The sequence below is a fragment of the Nocardia sp. NPDC056064 genome, from assembly GCF_042266925.1.
GTDB lineage: Bacteria > Actinomycetota > Actinomycetes > Mycobacteriales > Mycobacteriaceae > Nocardia.
This window is the reverse complement of the sequence record NZ_JBHJWO010000001.1, coordinates 2,020,376-2,038,665: the sequence shown is the minus strand read 5'-3', so window position 1 is coordinate 2,038,665 and position 18,290 is coordinate 2,020,376. Positions and strand designations below refer to the sequence as shown.

Below are 18,290 nucleotides of genomic sequence, written 5' to 3'. Positions count from 1 at the left end.
CGCGGTCCCGGACGGAAAACGCCCGCCCGGGACCGCGATTCACCAGGTGTTTCCCGGCTACCGCAGCTGTTTCCCGGCTACCGCAGCGCCGCGGCGGCGGTCACCAGATTGCGCAGCGACGCCTCGACCTCCACCGGGCCGCGGGTCTTGAGGCCGCAGTCCGGGTTGACCCAGAGACGCTCGGCGGGAACGGCTTTCAGCGCCGCCGCCAGCGACGTGGTGATCTCCTCGACCGAGGGCACGCGCGGGGAGTGGATGTCGTAGACGCCCGGGCCGACGCCGAGCGCGAAGCCCGCCGCGTTCAGGTCGTCGAGGACCTCCATGTGCGAGCGCGCCGCCTCGATCGAGGTGACATCGGCGTCCAGGCCCGCGATGGCCGAGATGACCTCACCGAACTCCGAGTAGCACAGGTGGGTGTGCACCTGGGTGGTGTCGGCGACACCGGCGGTGGCCAGGCGGAACGAGTCCACCGACCACTGCAGGTAGGCGGGCTGGTCGGCCGCGCGCAGCGGCAGCAGCTCGCGCAGGGCGGGCTCGTCGACCTGGATCACCCGGGTGCCCTGGGCCTCCAGGTCCACCGTCTCGTCGCGGATGGCGAGGGCCACCTGGCGGGCCGACTCGCCCAGCGGCTGGTCGTCGCGCACGAACGACCAGGCCAGGATGGTGACCGGACCGGTGAGCATGCCCTTGACCGGCTTGGTGGTCAGCGACTGGGCGTAACCGATCCACGACAGCGTCATCGGCTCGGGACGCGAGACGTCACCGAACAGGATCGGCGGACGCACGCAGCGGGTGCCGTAGGACTGCACCCAGCCGTTCTCGGTGGCGGCGAAGCCGTCGAGCAGCTCGGCGAAGTACTGCACCATGTCGTTGCGCTCGGGCTCGCCGTGCACCAGCACGTCCAGGCCCAGCTTCTCCTGCAGGGTGATCACCTCGGCGATCTCGGCCTGCATCCGGCGCACGTACTCGGCCTCGTCGATCTCGCCCTTGCGCAGCGCGGCGCGGGCCAGGCGGATGGCCGAGGTCTGCGGGTAGGAGCCGATGGTGGTGGTCGGCAGCACCGGCAGGTCGAGGTGCTCGCGCTGCAGGGCGCGGCGCTCGTCGGCGGGCAGGCGGTTCAGGTCGCTCTCGTCGAGCGCGGCCAGGCGGGCCCTGACCTGCTCGACGTGCAGGCGCGGATCGGTGCGCCGCGACTCGGCGGCGTCGCGCGCGGCGGCCAGTTCGGCGGCCACGGCGTCGGTGCCGGTGGTGAGCGCGGTGGCCAGCACGCGCACCTCGGCGACCTTCTCGGCGCCGAAGGCCAGCCACGAGCGCAGCCGCTCGTCGAGCCCGGTCTCGGGGGTCAGCGAGTACGGCACGTGCAGCAGCGAGGACGAGCTGGACACGGCCACCGACCCGGCGCTGCCCAGCAGGGTGCCCAGGGTGCTCAGCGCGGCGTCGAGATCGGTGCGCCAGATGTTGCGGCCGTCGACCACGCCCGCCACCACCAGCTTGTTCGCCAGCGCGGGCAGCGCGGCGAGATCGGCGACCCGGGTGCCCGCGGTGAAGTCGACCGCCACACCCTCGACGGCGGTGCCTGCCAGCGCGCCCAGGGCGGCGTCGGGGTGCCCGAAGTAGGTGGCGACCAGGATCGCCGGGCGCCGGTCCACCGCCGAGAGCTGGGTGTAGGTGTCGCGCACGAGGGCGACCTCGGCGTCGGTGAGGTCGGTGACCAGCACCGGCTCGTCGATCTGCACCCACTGCGCGCCCGCGTCGGCGAGCTGGGTGAGCAGGTCGGCGTAGAGGGCGATCAGCTCCGGCAGCCGGTCCAGGGCCGCGCCGTCGGCGGACTTGGCCAGCTTCAGGAAGGTGATCGGGCCGACCACCACCGGGCGAGGTGCCACGCCGAGCTCGATCGCCTCGGCCAGCTCGGCGAGGAGCTTGCCGGGGTTCAGCGAGAAGACGGTGGCGGCGTCGATCTCGGGGACCAGGTAGTGGTAGTTGGTGTCGAACCACTTGGTCATCTCGAGCGGGGCGACGGTGTCGGTGCCGCGCGCGGCTGCGAAGTAGCGGTCCAGCGGGTCGGCGATCCCGGCGACGCGCGGGGGCAGCGCGCCGAGCAGCACGGCGGTGTCGAGCACCTGGTCGTAGTAGGAGAAGGTGCCCACCGGCACCGAGTCCAGGCCCGCGGCCTGCAGCTCGAGCAGCTGGGCACGGCGCAGTTCCCGGCCGACGGTGTGCAGGTGGTCCGCGTCGGCGCGGCCCGCCCAGTAGGCCTCGGTCGCGCGCTTGAGTTCCCGGTTCGGGCCCACCCGGGGCAGACCGAGAACCGTTGCGGTGAAAGGAGTGTGCGAAACAGTCACGGAAGTTTCTCCAGTGCGGTACGGACGGCCCTCACCATGCGGGCAGACGCCAACCGCCGGACCGTCGACGCCGTGCGGGCACGGTCTGTCTCGGTCTGTGGGTGGTCCGCGCGCCCGATCCACGAGGCGGTGGCCGCCGGATACGGCGTATCCGGCACAGTCGGCAGGTCTTCGGACTCGCGGGCACCGGTCGTGTGTGTCGACCGACCTACTGGCCGTCGCTTCCCGGACACGAAGTCCAGTGCGTGATGACGGCGGTCGTTCCTGCATACCGCTGCGGGACAGTCCCGGATTCCCACCGGGTTCCCTCTTCACCCGGCGCCGGGGAACCGGCGGCGGGCTTCGACACCGGCGCGGGAGGTCGGGGCTCCGACTCTTCCACCGCGCAGGCGAACCAGCTGCACCCACCAGCATAGGGGGTCGCGGGCCGGCTGCTCACCCGGACGTGCCGAACAGGGGCGTGACCTGCGCGTTGCCGCCGCACCACCGACCGCACGGGCCGGGGACTCCCGCGGTGAGATGTGACGGTCCGATTACCGCGACTTCGCAGGTCGGGGGATGTTCGGTGTGAAGACTGTGGCGAAGTCACCTTGCGTGCCGGACCCCGCTCGCGGGCCGGGTACCGTAGTCCAATGTTCTCGAAAGTCTTGGTCGCCAATCGCGGCGAGATCGCTATCCGCGCCTTCCGCGCCGCCTACGAACTAGGCATCGGAACGGTCGCGGTGTTCCCGTATGAGGATCGCAACTCCGTGCACCGTCTCAAGGCGGCCGAGTCGTATCAGATCGGTGAGGAAGGTCACCCCGTGCGGGCCTACCTCTCGATCGAGGCGATCGTCGAGGCGGCCAAGTCGGCCGGCGCCGACGCGATCTACCCGGGATACGGCTTCCTGTCGGAGAATCCCGATCTGGCCGCGGCCTGCGCGCGCGAGGGCATCACCTTCATCGGCCCCTCGGCCGAGGTCCTCGAGATGGCGGGCAACAAGGCCACCGCGATCGAGGCCGCCCGGGCCGCGGGCCTGCCGGTGCTGAAGTCCAGCGAACCCTCGGCCGACATCGAGCAGCTGCTGGCCGCTTCGACGGAGCTCGAGTACCCGATCTTCGTCAAGGCCGTCGCCGGTGGTGGTGGCCGTGGCATGCGCCGGGTCGCCGCGCCCGAGCAGCTGCGCGAGTCGATCGAGGCCGCCTCCCGCGAGGCCGAATCGGCCTTCGGCGACCCGACGGTGTTCCTCGAGCAGGCCGTGGTGAACCCCCGCCACATCGAGGTACAGATCCTGGCCGACCAGCACGGCAATGTGATGCACCTGTTCGAGCGCGACTGTTCGGTGCAGCGCCGCCACCAGAAGGTGATCGAGCTCGCGCCCGCGCCGAACCTGGACCCCGCACTGCGCGAACGCATCTGCGCCGACGCCGTGGCCTTCGCCCGGCAGATCGGCTACAGCTGCGCAGGCACGGTGGAATTCCTGCTCGACGAACGCGGCAACCACGTGTTCATCGAGATGAACCCGCGCATCCAGGTCGAGCACACGGTGACCGAGGAGATCACCGATGTCGACCTGGTGCAGGCCCAGATGCGCATCGCGGCGGGGGAGACCCTGGCCGATCTCGGCCTGAGCCAGGAGACGGTCTCGATTCGCGGCGCGGCCCTGCAGTGCCGGATCACCACCGAGGACTCCGCCAACGGTTTCCGCCCGGACACCGGTCGCATCACCGCCTACCGCACGCCCGGCGGCGCCGGTATCCGCCTCGACGGCGGCGCGAACCTGGGCGCGGAGATCGGCGCCTACTTCGACTCCATGCTGGTCAAGCTCACCTGCCGTGGCCGCGATCTGCCCGCCGCGGCCGCGCGCGCTCGCCGCGCCCTGGCCGAGTTCCGCATCCGTGGCGTGACGACCAATATCCCGTTCCTGCTGGCGGTGCTCGACGATCCCGATTTCCAGGCGGGCCGGGTCACCACCTCGTTCATCGACGAGCGCCCGCAGCTGCTCACCTCGCGCGGGTCGGCCGACCGTGGCACCAAGATCCTGAGCTACCTCGCGGACGTGACCGTCAACAAGCCGCACGGTGAGCGGCCCACCACGGTGTACCCGTACGACAAGCTGCCCGCCATCGATATGACGCTGCCGCCGCCGGACGGGTCACGTCAGCGGCTGCTCACCCTCGGACCCGACGGTTTCGCCCGGGCCCTGCGGGAGCAGAAGGCGCTCGGCGTCACCGACACCACCTTCCGTGACGCCCACCAGTCGCTGCTGGCGACCCGGGTGCGCACCAACGGTCTGCTCGGTGTGGCCGGGCACGTCGCGCGGCTGACTCCCGAACTGCTCTCGATCGAGGCGTGGGGTGGCGCGACTTACGATGTGGCGCTGCGGTTCCTGCACGAAGACCCGTGGGAGCGTTTGGCCGCACTGCGCGAGGCCGTGCCGAACATCTGCTTGCAGATGCTGCTGCGTGGGCGTAACACCGTGGGCTACACGCCGTACCCGGAGCAGGTGACCCGCGCATTTGTGTCCGAGGCGGCGACCACCGGCATCGATATCTTCCGGATCTTCGACGCGCTCAACAATGTCGACCAGATGCGCCCGGCCATCGACGCGGTGCGCGAAACCGGTACGGCCATCGCGGAAGTCGCGTTGAGTTACACCGGTGATCTGCTCGACCCGAACGAGCAGCTCTACACCCTCGACTACTACCTCAAGCTCGCCGAGCAGATCGTGGACGCTGGTGCACATGTGCTGGCGATCAAGGACATGGCCGGGCTCCTGCGGGCACCGTCGGCCGCCAAGCTCGTGACGGCACTGCGTAGCAATTTCGATCTGCCCGTGCATGTGCACACCCATGACACCCCTGGTGGTCAGCTCGCGACCTATCTGGCGGCGTGGCAGGCAGGTGCCGACGCGGTCGACGGTGCGTCGGCGGCCATGGCGGGTACCACGTCGCAGCCTGCGCTGTCGGCGATCGTCGCGGCCGCCGCGCACACCGAGCGCGACACCGGCCTGAATCTGCAGAACGTCTGCGACCTCGAGCCGTATTGGGAGGCGTTGCGGAAGGTGTACGCGCCGTTCGAGTCCGGGCTGCCCGCCCCGACCGGACGTGTGTACACGCACGAGATTCCGGGTGGTCAGCTGTCGAACCTGCGTCAGCAGGCGATCGCTTTGGGGTTGGGTGACCGGTTCGAGGAAGTCGAGGCCAAGTACGCGGCAGCCGACCGGCTGCTGGGTCGTCTGATCAAGGTGACGCCCTCGTCGAAGGTCGTCGGTGATCTGGCTCTGGCGCTGGTGGGTTCCGGTGTCGAGATCGAGGACTTCGCTGCTGATCCGGGCCGCTATGACATTCCGGATTCGGTGATCGGTTTCCTGCGTGGGGAGCTCGGCACTCCGGCTGGTGGCTGGCCGGAACCGTTCCGCAGCAAGGCGCTGGCCGGGCGTAACGAGCCCAAGCCCGAGGTGCCGCTGAGCCCGGCGGATCAGAAGGGACTGGACGGTTCCTCGCTGGAGCGTCGCGACACGCTCAACCGGTTGCTGTTCCCCGGCCCGGCCGCGGAGTTCCGGAGCCACCGGGAGAAGTACGGCGACACCACGGGTCTGTCGGAGAACCAGTTCTTCTACGGTCTGCGCCGGGGCGAGGAGCATCGGGTGCAGTTGGAGAAGGGTGTCACCCTGCTCATCGGCTTGGAGGCGATCTCGGAGCCGGACGAGAAGGGGATGCGGACGGTCATGTGCATCATGAACGGGCAGTTGCGCCCGGTCGCGGTGCGTGACCGTTCGATCGCCTCGGAAGTTCCGGCGGCGGAGAAGGCCGACAAGAACAACCCCGGTCATATCGCGGCGCCGTTCGCCGGTGTGGTCACCCTGGCCGTGGGCGAGGGCGACGAGATCCACGCGGGCGACACCATCGGCACCATCGAGGCGATGAAGATGGAAGCGGCCATCACCGCGCCGCGCGCGGGCGTGGTCGGCCGGATCGCGACCGCGAAGGTGCAGCAGGTAGAGGGCGGCGACCTGCTGGTGGAACTGGCTGCGCGCGAGTCGGAATGACCCGCATCGTCGCGGGAACGGCCGGTGGGCGGCGCCTGAAGGTGCCGCCCGCCGGAACCCGGCCCACCTCCGACCGGGTACGCGAGGCGCTGTTCAGCGCCATCGACGCCCGCCTCGACCTCGACGGCACGCGCGTGCTCGACCTCTACGCGGGGTCGGGCGCGCTCGGCCTGGAGGCGCTCTCGCGCGGCGCCGCACACGCCCTGCTGGTCGAATCCGACCGCAAGGCCGCCGCGGTGGTGCGCGCCAATATCGCCGAGCTCGGCCTGCCCGGCGCCGAACTGCGCCTGGGTACCGTGGGCACCGTCCTGGCCCAGCCCGCACCCGACGGCTACGACGTGGTCTTCGCCGACCCGCCCTACGACGTGAGCACCCCCGAGGTCACCGCCGACCTCGCCGCCCTGGCCGCCAACGGCTGGCTCGCCCCCGAGGCCCTGGTGATCGTGGAACGCTCCATCCGCTCACCCGAAATCACCTGGCCCGCAGGCTATGCGCCGCTGAGGACCCGCAAGTACGGGGAGACCAGAATCGAGCTCGCCGAGTTCGGTGCTAGCGTCTGAGTCATGGCTGCAGCACTGTGCCCCGGCTCCTTCGACCCGGTCACCAACGGTCACCTCGATGTGTTCACCCGCGCGGCCGCGCAGTTCGACGAGGTGGTCGTCACGGTGAATGTGAACCCCAAGAAGCAGGGCATGTTCACCGTCGAGGAACGCATGGAACTGCTGCGCGACGCGGTGCGGCACCTGCCCAATGTGCGGGTCGCCTCCTGGCAGGGCCTGACCGTCGACTTCGCCAGGCAGGAGGGCATCCGCGCGATCGTGAAGGGCATGCGCGACGCGGGCGACTTCGGCTACGAGCTGCAGATGGCGCAGATGAACCACAAGCTCGCCGGCGTCGACACCTTCTTCATCGCCACCAACCCCTCGCTGAGCTTCCTGTCCAGCTCGCTGGTGAAGGAAGTCGCGGCCTACGGCGGCGATGTCAGCGACATGCTTCCGCCGACCGTGCACAAGCGGCTGCTCGAGAAGATCGCCGAGCGCAAGAACGCCTAGAACAGGCCGCGCAGAGCCAGGAAGCGCAGGCCGCCGACGGCGGCGGTGATGCCAAGGACCACCAGGGCCTGCGCGGTGTCGCCCAGGCCGGGCGCCCACACGCCGAGCGCGGCCAGGCCCGCGGTGGTGATACCGAGGCCGAGCAGGGCCAGGCCGCCGCCTTCCCACTGCGCGGTGAACCAGCTGACCCGGTCGGTGGCGTGGAAGGTGAGCTGACGGTGCAGCTCGTTGGCGAGCACGGTGCTCACGATCGAGCCGACGACATTGGCGATCAGCGGCCCCACGCCGACCATGGCGAAGAACAGCAGCACATAGGCGATATTGCTGAACCCGCCGACCAGCGCGAAGCGGATGAGCTGCGGCAGGGCGCGGTCGCCGCGCAGATAGCGCAGGGTCCGGTCCACCCGCGGGCGCACCGGAACCGGTGCGACGACCAGCGGCAGCGGGTTGGCGAAGGGGGTGAACATGCCCGCGACGTGCAGCACCGAAGGTCTCGGTGTTTCCAGGACGGTCATGGTTCGACTCCGATCGCGATGAACAGACGTCGAGAGGAACAACAGCGAAAAGCGTGTGGAACTTCCCGGCGACAGCGTTGTCGTGCCCACCGATGGTAGCCGAAGTGGAGGGCTTCACTCCACTTGATATCCGTGCGATCTAGGACACTGTCGCGACACACCGCGACGACATTCGGCACAGGCGCCCGCGACGGGCAGACTGGGCGGCGGCGGTAGTGGTTTCGCCGTGAGTCCGCAGGAGGGTAGTGAGCATGTATCGCGTATTCGAAGCACTCGACGAACTGGTCGCCATCGTCGAAGAGGCGCGCGGCATCCCGCCGACCCGCAGCTGCATCGTGCCGCGCGGTGACGTCCTCGAACTGCTCGACGATGTCCGCGACGCCCTGCCCGGCGAGCTCGACGACGCCCAGGACGTCCTTGATCACCGCGACAAGATCGTCGGCGACGCCCGCGCCGGGGCCGAGGCCACCGTCACCGCGGCCGACGAGCAGGCCCGCACCACCGTCGAGGCGGCCCGCACCGAGGCCGACCGCATCCTGGCCGACGCCAAGGCGCACGCCGACCGGATGGTCGCCGAGGCTACCGCGCACGCCGACCGGCTGGTCAGCACCGCCCAGGCCGAGGCCGAGCAGGTGATCGCCGACGGCAACGCCGAATACGACGAACTCACCGGCCGCGCCCAGATCGACGCCGACCGGGCCATCGAGTCCGGTAAGGCGTCCTACGAGCGCTCGGTCGCCGACGGCCAGGCCGAGCAGGCCCGCCTGGTGTCGCAGACCGAGGTGGTGCGGGCCGCGCACGTCGAATCGGCCCGGCTCATCGACGACGCCCAGGCCGAGGCCGACCGGGTCCGCGCCGAATGCGACGACTACGTCGACGAGCGGATGGGCGATCTCGACGGCCGACTGGCCGAACTGGAGGAGACGCTCGGCACGACCCGGCGCACCATCACCCGCGGCCGCAGGCACATGCGCGGTGCGCCCGCCGGGGACTACCCGGAATACGCCGCCGAGCACCGGCGCTGAGCGCACCGCGCGTTTTGAGTTCGGCCGGGGTCCTGCCGTACTGTTGAGTGGTTGCCCATCATCCCCTCGACGGTTAGTGAGTCAGTGATGTCCGCCGGTTCCGGTTCATCCGCGCGTCCACGCAAGGCCAACGGCCCTGTGTCCGACGCGGGTTTCGTGCTGGACGTCCGCAGTCTCGGCCGCAGGCCGGGGACCATGCGGGAGTTGCGTCGCACTGTCACCGACCACGAGCGGCTGGGTCTCGACCTGATCGCCATCCCGGCCGAGGCCGCGGTGGAACTCGACCTGCAGTTGCAGGCCGTCTCGGAGGGTGTGCTGGTCACCGGCACGGCGTCCGCGCCGACGGTGGGGGAGTGCTCGCGCTGCCTCGAACCGTTCGACGACCGGGTGGAGATTCGTCTGACGGAGCTGTTCGCGTATCCGGACAGCACCACCGAGCAGACGACCGAGGACGACGAGGTCTACCGCATGGAAGACGACCTCATCGACCTCGAGCCGGTGATCCTCGACGCCATCGGGCTGGAGCTTCCGCTGCAGCCGCTGTGCGCCCCGGACTGCGGGGGCCTGTGCCCCGAGTGCGGTGTGCGGATGGCGATTGCGGGTTCCGATCATGGGCATGAGATACTGGACCCTCGCTGGGCGAAGTTGGCGAGTTTCGCCACCGAGACGCCCGGCACCGGCGACCCCGCCGAGGGTTCCACCACCCCAGACCGATCCGCTCCCGTGGCAAACGATGCCCACGTGGTCAGCGAAAACACAGAGGAGAAGTAGCCGTGGCTGTTCCCAAGCGCCGGATGTCCCGTTCCAACACCCGGTCGCGGCGCAGCCAGTGGAAGGCCGTCGCGCCGACCCTGGTCACCTGCCCGAACCGTGCCTGCGGTGAGAAGACCCTCCCGCACATCGCGTGCCCGTCGTGCGGCACCTACAAGGGCCGCCAGGTCACCGCTGCTGTCTGATTCGTGACAGCGAGCAAAGACACAGTAGGCGCGGCGGATCACGCCAGCCTGCTCACCGCCCTCGGTGTCGACGTACGACCGGAGCTTCTGCGCCTCGCGCTGACGCACCGGTCGTACGCGTACGAGAACGGCGGTCTGCCGACCAACGAGCGCCTCGAGTTCCTCGGCGACTCGGTACTCGGCCTCAGCATCACCGAGCGCCTCTACACCGAGCACCCGGACAAGTCCGAGGGTGAGCTCGCCAAGCTGCGCGCCAGCGTGGTGAACATGCACGCGCTCGCCGAGGTCGCGCGCGGACTCGGCGACGGCGGACTCGGCCAGTACCTGCTGCTCGGCAAGGGCGAAGAGCTCACCGGCGGCCGCGACAAGCCGAGCATCCTCGCCGACGGCATGGAATCGCTGCTGGGCGCCGTGCATCTCGAGCACGGCATCGAAGTGGCCCGTGGCGTCGTGCTGCGCCTGTTCGCCGAACTGCTCGAGCGCGGCCCCCGCATGGGCGCCGGTCTCGACTGGAAGACCAGCCTGCAGGAGCTCACCGCCGAACGCGGTCTGGGCGTGCCCGCCTACGAGATCACCTCCACCGGCCCGGACCACAACAAGGAGTTCACCGCCACCACGGTGATCGCCGGTCGTCCGTACGGTCAGGGTGTCGGCCGCTCCAAGAAGGAAGCCGAGCAGAAGGCCGCCGGGGCCGCTTACCAGGCGCTCACCGACGAACCTGTCGCAGAAGCCTGAGCCGTGCCCGAACTGCCCGAGGTCGAGGTGGTGCGGCGCGGTCTGGCCGAGCACGCCGTCGGGCGTGCCATCGAGAACATCGTCGTCACCCACCCGAGGGCCGTGCGCAGGCATGCCCCGGGTGGGGCCGATCTGGCGGCCCGGCTGACCGGGCTGCGCATCGAGGCCGCGCAGCGCCGTGGCAAATACCTGTGGCTCACCTTCGACGAGCCGGACACCGCCCTGATCGTGCACCTGGGAATGAGCGGGCAGATGCTCGTGCAGCCCGCGGGCGCCCCGCTCGAGAAGCACGCCCACATCCGCGCCGGGCTCGGTGACGGCACCGAACTGCGCTTCGTCGACCAGCGCACCTTCGGCGGCTGGGCGCTCGGCGAGCTCGTCACGGTGGACGGCACCCCGGTACCCGACTCGGTGGCCCACATCGCCCGCGACCCCCTGGACCCCCGGTTCGACCGCGAGGCCGCGGTGGCCGCCATCCGGGCCAAGAACACCGAGATCAAGCGGGTACTGCTGGATCAGACCGTGGTCTCCGGCATCGGCAACATCTACGCCGACGAGGCACTGTGGCGAGCCGGCCTGCACGGCACCCGCCTCGCCTCCGGCCTGACCCGGCCCGCCGTGCGCGCCCTGCTCGACGGCGTCACCGCGGTCATGAGCGAAGCGCTGGCCGTCGGCGGCACCTCCTTCGACGCGCTGTATGTGAATGTGAACGGCGAATCCGGCTATTTCTCCCGCTCACTGGCCGCATACGGGCGGGAGAACGAACCGTGCGATCGGTGTGGCGCGCTGCTGGTGCGCGAGCAATTCATGAACAGATCGTCTTTTTCCTGCCCGACGTGTCAGCGGAAGCCGCGCCGCCGCTGAACCCGGCGCGCTACCGTTTCTGGTGACGGGTCGTGACCGGCCGGGTCCGTGCAGGAGGACGTTATGCGCAAGCTGACCTATTTCGTGGCATCGACGATCGACGGGTTCATCGCCGCCGAGGACGGGACACTGGATTTCTTCCCCGTCGGCGGCGACCACGGGCCCTCGATCATCACCCAGTATCCCGAGACGCTGCCGACCAAGGTGCGCGAGGCGCGCGGCATCGCGGCGGGCAATGTCTACTTCGACACCGTGATCATGGGCCGCAAGACCCACGATTTCGGGGTGCGGACCGGCACGGCCAGTCCGTACGAGCATCTGCGCCAGTACGTGGTGTCCACCACGCTGCCCGAATCGCCCGCGCCCGGCGTGGAGGTGATCGGGTCCGACCCGGTGGGCGCGGTGCGGGCGCTCAAACGCGAAGCGGGGCTGGGTATCTGGCTCTGCGGTGGCGGTGAGCTGGCCCAGACGCTGCTGCCCGAGATCGACCAGGTGTTCCTCAAGCTGTATCCGGTGGTGCTCGGCACCGGCCGCCCGCTCTTCGGCGGCGGCGCGAGACTGCCCGCGCCGGAACGGTTCCGGGTGATCACCAGCCGGGTGTACGCCGACGGCGTCGCTTTCCTCAAGTACGGCCGGATCAGGTAGGGCCATGACGGCGGCGGGCGGTCCCGGTCCGGTCGCGGCGCTGCGCGAGATCGCGTTCTGGCTCGAACGCGGTCGCGCCGAGACGCACCGCGTGAAGGCCTACCGCCGGGCCGCCGACGTGGTGGCCGCCCTGTCCGCCACCGAATTCGCCGCCCGCGCACGCGAGCACAGCTGGCGCGAGCTCACCGGCATCGGTCCCAAGACCGCCGCCGTGATCGAACAGGCCCAGACCGGTGCGGTGCCCGACTATCTCGCCGACCTGCGCGCGTCCGCCGAGCCCATCGCCCCGGCCGGTGCCGCGCTGCGCAAGGCTCTGCGCGGTGACCTGCACACCCATTCCGACTGGTCCGACGGTGGCAGCCCGATCGCGGAGATGATGGCCGTCGCCGCGGCGCTGGGGCACGAGTACTGCGCGCTGACCGATCACTCGCCCCGGCTCACCGTGGCCAACGGGTTGTCCGCCGAGCGGTTGCGCCGTCAGCTCGACGTGGTCGCCGAACTCAACGCGCAGCTGGCGCCGTTTCGCGTGCTCACCGGGATCGAGGTCGACATCCTCGACGACGGCGGCCTCGACCAGGAGCCCGAGCTGCTCGACCGGCTCGACATCGTCGTCGCCAGCGTGCATTCGCGCCTGCGCGACGACAGCGCCACGATGACCCGGCGCATGGTCGACGCCGTCGCCAACCCGCACGTCGACATCCTGGGCCATTGCACGGGGCGCCTGGTGGAGGGTGGCCGTGGCACCCGGCCGGAGTCCAGCTTCGACGCGGAACTGGTCTTCGAGGCGTGCCGCCGCTACGGCACGGCCGTCGAGATCAACAGCAGGCCCGAGCGCCGTGATCCACCGGGACGGTTGATCGAGCTGGCGGTGGAGATGGGGTGCTACTTCAGCATCGATACCGACGCGCACGCGCCGGGGCAGCTCGACTGGCAGGGCTATGGCTGCGAACGCGCGCTCGCGCACGGGGTCGACGCGGCGCGGGTGATCGACACCTGGCCGGTCGAGGAGCTGCTCGCGTGGACGGCGGTACCCAGCGGGTGAAGTCCGGCCGAACAGTTGATGTCGGCGTGTTCGAGCGCGGATCCGGCTGGTAGACATACGGATACGCGTAGCCGGTCGAGGGGTGGGGTGGGCGATGGGGGATTTTCCGGTCGATGTCGTCCTGTCCCTGATCGGTCTGGTGGTCGCGGTCGCGGCGTTCCTGCGCGAGTTCGTCTTCGTCGGCCGCAAGCGCCTCGGGTACCGCGTGCAGATGAACACCCCGGCCAGCCGGATCCTGGAGGACCCGAACGCGGCCGCGCCACCGGCGGGGTCCGGTCCGGCGGCACCGAAATCGGTGGTACTCATCCGGATCGAGAACGACGGCAACGCCACCATCGAGGACGGTGACTACGGCGGCACCGGCAGGCCACGGCTGACCTTCCCGCAGCATCGGGTGAGCGTGGTGGAGGTGACCGAGCGGGTCGACCAGTCCGGGGCACCGGTGCAGCCGCTGAGCCCGGCGCTGCGCGCGATCGCCGCGGGCGCCGACGACGACGGCCACGCCGAGATCGCGCTGCCCGCCGAACGACTCGAACGCGGCGAGCACTACAAGGTGCTCGCCGTGCTGGAAGGCCCCGCGCCCGACCCGCTGGACCGCAACGCGACCAAGGTCATCCAGAAGGTCGGCAGCGTGAAGGGCGGCCGGTTCGTGCTGACCTCGAGCGGGTCGCGGCGTGAGCCCGCGCTGCTGGGGCTGAGCGTGTTCCTCGCCCTGGTGGTGCTGACCCAGCTGCTGGTCGCGGTGCTGCGCGCGGACCCGCCGCCGCGTGACTGCGCCGAGGGCGCGCTGACCGTCGTCGGGTCCACGGCGCTGGCCCCGGCGATCCGCCGGGCCGCGCAGAACTACGAGAAGACCTGCACCGCCGCCCGGTTCAGCTTCGACTTCACCGGCACCGAACCCGGTCTGCGGGCACTGACCAGGGCGGGGGAGACCACCGCCGTGCTCGCGATCGGTGACGGCGGCAAGGGCACCTCGTTCGCCTCGCTGACCGAGCATCCGCTCGTGCGCAGTTCGTTCTCGATGGTGGTGCACCCGGCCGTCGGGCTGCGGGATCTGACCACCGCCCAGATCCGCGACCTGTATCGCGGAGACATCCGCAACTGGAACGAGATCGGCGGGCCGGACCTGCCGGTGGTGCTGATCGACCGCACCGCGGGATCGGGGACCCGCCGCGCGCTCGAGGCCCGGCTGCTCGAGGAGAACCGGAAGGTGTTCCGCTACACCAGTTGCGTGGGGATGGCGGTGGGCGGGACGCAGTGCGAGGTGGACGTCACCGAGGAAGTGGCTACGTTCGTTGCCAAAATCCCTGGCGCGGTGGGCTATCTGGAGACCTCGGCGGTGGGCGCGGACGTGGCGGCGGTGACCATCGACGGGATCGCGCCCACGCGGGAGGCGGTGCGCGACGGCACGTATCCGTTCACCGGCGTGGAATACGCGTACACCCACGGTCCGGTCGCCGGTGATTCGCTGGTGGCCCAGTTCCTGGACTACCTGACCCGCGGTAAGGCCAGGCTCACCATGATCGAGTTCGGCAACATACCGTGCGATACCGAGTCCGAACCGAAATTCTGTACGCCGTAGAGGGCTGTTGACGGCGGAATCTCCTGTCCCGGCGCGACATCGCCGACACGAATTCGCGAGGCGACGCTGGTTTACTCTCCGGTAGCGGGGTACGTTCCATCACGGCCACTCTGTTCAGGCGGGTGCGCATTCCGGCCATCTCTTGTTCAAAGCAAGTGTTGCGAGGTTGTGTCCCTGGAAGGAAGGTCATGAGTGCAGACATGTCGGCAATGTCGCCGGCCGGGTTCTTCGAGAATCCACTGCGTATCGCGATGGTTGTTCCCCCGTATTTCGATGTTCCCCCCAAGGCCTACGGCGGCGTCGAAGCCGTAGTCGCCGATCTGGTCGATTCGCTCTGTGAGCGCGGCCATCACGTCACCCTGTTCGGCGCGGGCGAGCCCGGAACCAAGGCGAACTTCGTGCCGCTGTGGGACCGGATCCAGCCCGAGCGGCTGGGTGATCCGTTCCCCGAGATCGTCCACGCGCTGCGGGTGCGCCGCGCGATCGAGCGCCTGGCCGAGACCGAAGGGGTGGACCTGGTCCACGACCACACCTTCGCCGGTCCGCTCAACGCGCCCGCCTACGCCGATCTGGGCCTGCCCACGGTGGTCACCGTGCACGGCCCGGTCCAGGACGACTGCTACCGGTACTACCGCGAACTGGGCCAGGAGTGCTCGCTGGTGGCGATCAGCGACCGCCAGCGCGCGCTGGCCCCGGACCTGCCGTGGGCGGGCCGGGTACACAACGCGCTGCGCCCCGAGCAGTGGCCGTACCAGACCGAAAAGCAGGACTACGCCCTGTTCCTCGGCCGGTTCAGCGCCGACAAGGGCCCACACCTGGCGCTGGACGCCGCCCACGCGGCGGGCATCCCGCTGATCCTGGCGGGCAAGTGCAGCGAGGCACCGGAGAAGGCCTACTACGAGGAGTTCGTCGCCCCCCGGATGACCGACGCGGATCAGATGTTCGGCCTCGCCGACGCGGCGGCCAAGCGTAAACTCCTGTCCGGAGCTCGGTGTCTGCTGTTCCCCATCCGCTGGGAGGAGCCGTTCGGCATGGTGATGATCGAGGCGATGATCTGCGGCACGCCCGTGGTGGCGTTGCGCGGTGGCGCGGTGAGCGAGGTGGTGGTCGACGGGGTCACCGGGCGGATCTGTGACGATCCGGCCGAATTGCCCGCCGCCATCGCCGAAGTCGCGACCTACGACCCGGCCGCCTGCCGGGCCCACGTGGTCGACCACTTCGGCGCCGACACCCTCGGGCGCGGCTACGAGCAGGTGTACCGCGACCTGCTGGCGCGCACCACGATCGGTGGCGTCGGCGACGGCTACGCGCTGCCCGTTCCGGTCGGGGCGGCCGGCGGGCGCGGATGAGTCAGGACGACGGGTCGCCGAGCCCGCTCAACGCGGGGGAACCCGCGGGGCTCGGCGGCAGCGGGGGCAATGTGACCCTCGTCGAAGGTGGCACGTTCTGCCTGTCCGACCGGCTCGGTGACATCGAGCCGGGCAAGCCCCAGGGCCTGTTCTTCCGGGATGCCCGGGTGATCTCGCGCTGGGAGTTGATGATCGACGGCAAGCGGCCCGAGCCGCTGTCGGTGCTGAGCCCGGAGGCCTTCGCGGCGCGGTTCGTGCTGCGCAGGCCGCCGCAGCAGGGCCGGGCCGACAGCACCCTGCTGGTGGTGCGCGACCGGCTCGTCGCCGACGGCATGCACGAGCTGATCACGCTGGACAACATGAGCCGTGAGGCCACGGCGGTGGTGCTCGAGCTGCATGTCGACGCCGATTTCGTCGATCTGTTCTCGGTGAAGGAAGGCCGGATGGGCAGTCACCGCTCGGAGATGACGACCTCCGACGGGGAACTGCTGCTGCACGACCGCACCGACCTGTCGCGTGGCCTGGCGCTGACCTCCTCCATCGAGCCGATGGTGTTGCCCGGCACCATGATCTGGCGCGTGGTGGTTCCCGCGGGCGGCCGCTGGCAGACCGAGATCACCGCCGCGCCCGCCGGGGCGGCGCAGCGTCCGCAGACCCAGGGCACGCCCAAAGAGCGCTACCGCGACAGCGAACCGGTGCGCAAGATCCAGGCCTGGCGGGCCACCGCCACCGACATCAGCGCCGACTACGGCCTGCTCAACCGGGTGCTGCGGCGCAGCGAGAGCGATCTGGGCGCCTTGCAGATCCACACCGACTCCGGCACCGGCAGGCCCTTCGTCGCGGCGGGCGCGCCCTGGTTCATGACGCTGTTCGGCCGCGATTCGCTGCTGACGGCCTGGATGTCGCTGCCGCTGGAAACCGATCTGGCCCTGGGCACCCTGCAACAGCTGGCCGAACTGCAAGGGCAGACGGTCGATCCGCTGGTGGAGGAGGAGCCCGGCCGGATCATGCACGAGATGCGCCGCGGCCCGGCCGTGGGCCAGGTGCTGGGCGGGCAGATCTACTACGGAACCGTCGACGCCACCCCGCTGTTCGTGATGCTGCTGGCCGAATGTCTGCGCTGGGGCGCGGAACCCGCGTCGATCGCGACGCTGCTGCCCGCCGCCGACGCCGCCATCGGCTGGATCACCGACTTCGGTGACCGCGACGACGACGGCTTCGTCGAATACGTGCGCGCCACCGACCGCGGCCTGATCAACCAGGGCTGGAAGGACAGCTTCGACGGGATCAACGACGCCGCGGGCCACATCGCCCAGGCGCCCATCGCGCTGTGCGAGGTGCAGGGCTATGTCTACGCGGCCTATCTGGCCCGCGCCGAACTGGCCGACGCCTTCGACGACACCGTGCTGGCCACCCGGATGCGTGAGCGGGCCGCGGAACTGCGCACCAAGTTCGCCGAGCAGTTCTGGCTGCCGCACTACGGCTGGTACGCCGTCGCGCTCGACGGGAGCAAACGCCAGATCGACGCGCTCACCAGCAATGCCGCGCACTGCCTGTGGTCGGGCATCGCCACCGACGAGCACGCCGAGATCCTGATCCGCAATCTGGCGACCGCGGACATGGATTCGGGTTTCGGCCTGCGCACACTGGCCTCGAACATGGGCGCCTACAACCCGATGAGCTACCACTGCGGCTCGATCTGGCCGCACGACACGGCCATCGCGGTCGCCGGGCTCATGCGCTACCAGCACGTGCCAGGCGCTGTCGCCCTCGCGACCAAGCTCTCCGCCGGACTGCTCGACGCGGCGGCCGCCTTCGACGGCAGGCTGCCGGAACTGTTCTGCGGTTTCCCGCGGGCCAGATTCCAGGCGCCGGTGCCCTACCCCACCTCGTGTTCGCCGCAGGCGTGGGCCAGCGCGGCGCCGCTGCTGCTGGTGCGCTCGTTCCTCGGGCTCGACCCCGACGTGCCGGGCCGCACCCTGACCGTGCGACCGCAGGTGCCCGCGGCATGGGGCTGCGTACGGCTCTCGGAGTTCCGGCTCGGCGAGGCGACGGTGGATCTCGAGGTCTGCGGGTCGGCGGTGACGGTGACGGGTCTGCCCGAGGGGTGGGCGTTGATCACCGACGAAAACCGTTAGCACACAGCAGGATC

General features: G+C 70.0%; 15 protein-coding genes and 1 riboswitch. Of the genes, 13 read left to right on the top strand and 2 right to left on the bottom strand.

The annotated features are described in order from the left end of the window. Positions 1–77: 77 nt before the first annotated feature. Positions 78–2,342, bottom strand: a complete 2,265-nt coding sequence (metE, locus tag ACFC06_RS09360; protein ID WP_375929291.1) for a 5-methyltetrahydropteroyltriglutamate--homocysteine S-methyltransferase — start codon at positions 2,340–2,342, stop codon at positions 78–80. 144 nt (positions 2,343–2,486) lie between these two features. Further along, positions 2,487–2,691: riboswitch (cobalamin riboswitch) on the bottom strand. 283 nt (positions 2,692–2,974) lie between these two features. On the opposite strand from metE, the gene ACFC06_RS09355 reads away from it, so the two are divergent. The 3 genes from ACFC06_RS09355 to coaD are packed head-to-tail and all read left to right on the top strand — an operon-like array spanning position 2,975 to position 7,425. Next, complete coding sequence (locus ACFC06_RS09355; protein ID WP_375929290.1) at positions 2,975–6,373, top strand: pyruvate carboxylase; 3,399 nt, start codon at positions 2,975–2,977, stop codon at positions 6,371–6,373. After that, positions 6,370–6,933, top strand: coding sequence for a 16S rRNA (guanine(966)-N(2))-methyltransferase RsmD (gene rsmD / locus ACFC06_RS09350; RefSeq protein ID WP_375929289.1), 564 nt, complete (start codon positions 6,370–6,372; stop codon positions 6,931–6,933). Before ACFC06_RS09355 ends, rsmD begins: the two co-directional genes overlap by 4 nt. Before the next feature lie 3 nt (positions 6,934–6,936). Continuing rightward, complete coding sequence (gene coaD / locus ACFC06_RS09345; RefSeq protein WP_375929288.1) at positions 6,937–7,425, top strand: pantetheine-phosphate adenylyltransferase; 489 nt, start codon at positions 6,937–6,939, stop codon at positions 7,423–7,425. Here coaD and ACFC06_RS09340 read toward each other — a convergent pair. Beyond that, the gene (locus tag ACFC06_RS09340) at positions 7,422–7,940 is read right to left on the bottom strand and encodes a GtrA family protein (RefSeq protein ID WP_375929287.1); all 519 of its coding nucleotides are present in this window, start codon (positions 7,938–7,940) and stop codon (positions 7,422–7,424) included. The two genes, coaD and ACFC06_RS09340, sit on opposite strands and share 4 nt — an antisense overlap. Before the next feature lie 251 nt (positions 7,941–8,191). Here ACFC06_RS09340 and ACFC06_RS09335 point away from each other — a divergent pair, with 251 nt between their 5' ends. From ACFC06_RS09335 to ACFC06_RS09290, 10 genes are all read left to right on the top strand, one after another. Next, a complete protein-coding gene (locus ACFC06_RS09335) occupies positions 8,192–8,965 on the top strand; it encodes a DivIVA domain-containing protein (protein WP_375929286.1) in 774 nt (257 codons plus the stop codon). An 87-nt stretch (positions 8,966–9,052) separates the two neighbouring features. Then, on the top strand, positions 9,053–9,736 hold the full coding sequence (locus ACFC06_RS09330) for a DUF177 domain-containing protein (protein WP_375929285.1): 684 nt from the start codon (positions 9,053–9,055) through the stop codon (positions 9,734–9,736). Positions 9,737–9,738: 2 nt separating this feature from the next. Continuing rightward, a complete protein-coding gene (rpmF, locus tag ACFC06_RS09325; RefSeq protein ID WP_022565580.1) occupies positions 9,739–9,921 on the top strand; it encodes a 50S ribosomal protein L32 in 183 nt (60 codons plus the stop codon). A 3-nt stretch (positions 9,922–9,924) separates the two neighbouring features. Then, entirely contained in the window at positions 9,925–10,656 is a 732-nt protein-coding gene (rnc, locus tag ACFC06_RS09320) for a ribonuclease III (RefSeq protein ID WP_375929284.1), read from the top strand. A gap of 3 nt (positions 10,657–10,659) precedes the next feature. Next, complete coding sequence (mutM, locus tag ACFC06_RS09315) at positions 10,660–11,520, top strand: bifunctional DNA-formamidopyrimidine glycosylase/DNA-(apurinic or apyrimidinic site) lyase (RefSeq protein ID WP_375929283.1); 861 nt, start codon at positions 10,660–10,662, stop codon at positions 11,518–11,520. A 63-nt stretch (positions 11,521–11,583) separates the two neighbouring features. Next, entirely contained in the window at positions 11,584–12,165 is a 582-nt protein-coding gene (locus ACFC06_RS09310) for a dihydrofolate reductase family protein (RefSeq protein ID WP_375929282.1), read from the top strand. A gap of 4 nt (positions 12,166–12,169) precedes the next feature. Continuing rightward, on the top strand, positions 12,170–13,207 hold the full coding sequence (locus ACFC06_RS09305) for a PHP domain-containing protein (RefSeq protein WP_375929281.1): 1,038 nt from the start codon (positions 12,170–12,172) through the stop codon (positions 13,205–13,207). A 94-nt stretch (positions 13,208–13,301) separates the two neighbouring features. Next, complete coding sequence (locus tag ACFC06_RS09300) at positions 13,302–14,789, top strand: PstS family phosphate ABC transporter substrate-binding protein (RefSeq protein WP_375929280.1); 1,488 nt, start codon at positions 13,302–13,304, stop codon at positions 14,787–14,789. Positions 14,790–14,977: 188 nt separating this feature from the next. Further along, on the top strand, positions 14,978–16,138 hold the full coding sequence (locus ACFC06_RS09295; RefSeq protein WP_375929279.1) for a glycosyltransferase family 4 protein: 1,161 nt from the start codon (positions 14,978–14,980) through the stop codon (positions 16,136–16,138). Beyond that, complete coding sequence (locus ACFC06_RS09290) at positions 16,135–18,276, top strand: glycogen debranching N-terminal domain-containing protein (RefSeq protein WP_375929278.1); 2,142 nt, start codon at positions 16,135–16,137, stop codon at positions 18,274–18,276. Before ACFC06_RS09295 ends, ACFC06_RS09290 begins: the two co-directional genes overlap by 4 nt. Positions 18,277–18,290 lie beyond the last annotated feature (14 nt).

What these genes read in the sequence shown, in the direction of transcription:
- ACFC06_RS09335 (WP_375929286.1), top strand. Translation starts at nt 8,192, where the DNA reads ATGTATCGCGTATTCGAAGCACTCGACGAACTGGTCGCCATCGTCGAA.
- ACFC06_RS09355 (WP_375929290.1), top strand. Translation starts at nt 2,975, where the DNA reads ATGTTCTCGAAAGTCTTGGTCGCCAATCGCGGCGAGATCGCTATCCGC.
- coaD (WP_375929288.1), top strand. Translation starts at nt 6,937, where the DNA reads ATGGCTGCAGCACTGTGCCCCGGCTCCTTCGACCCGGTCACCAACGGT.
- ACFC06_RS09290 (WP_375929278.1), top strand. Translation starts at nt 16,135, where the DNA reads ATGAGTCAGGACGACGGGTCGCCGAGCCCGCTCAACGCGGGGGAACCC.
- ACFC06_RS09330 (WP_375929285.1), top strand. Translation starts at nt 9,053, where the DNA reads ATGTCCGCCGGTTCCGGTTCATCCGCGCGTCCACGCAAGGCCAACGGC.
- rsmD (WP_375929289.1), top strand. Translation starts at nt 6,370, where the DNA reads ATGACCCGCATCGTCGCGGGAACGGCCGGTGGGCGGCGCCTGAAGGTG.
- ACFC06_RS09305 (WP_375929281.1), top strand. Translation starts at nt 12,170, where the DNA reads ATGACGGCGGCGGGCGGTCCCGGTCCGGTCGCGGCGCTGCGCGAGATC.
- ACFC06_RS09300 (WP_375929280.1), top strand. Translation starts at nt 13,302, where the DNA reads ATGGGGGATTTTCCGGTCGATGTCGTCCTGTCCCTGATCGGTCTGGTG.
- ACFC06_RS09340 (WP_375929287.1), bottom strand. Translation starts at nt 7,940, where the DNA reads ATGACCGTCCTGGAAACACCGAGACCTTCGGTGCTGCACGTCGCGGGC.
- ACFC06_RS09295 (WP_375929279.1), top strand. Translation starts at nt 14,978, where the DNA reads ATGAGTGCAGACATGTCGGCAATGTCGCCGGCCGGGTTCTTCGAGAAT.
- ACFC06_RS09310 (WP_375929282.1), top strand. Translation starts at nt 11,584, where the DNA reads ATGCGCAAGCTGACCTATTTCGTGGCATCGACGATCGACGGGTTCATC.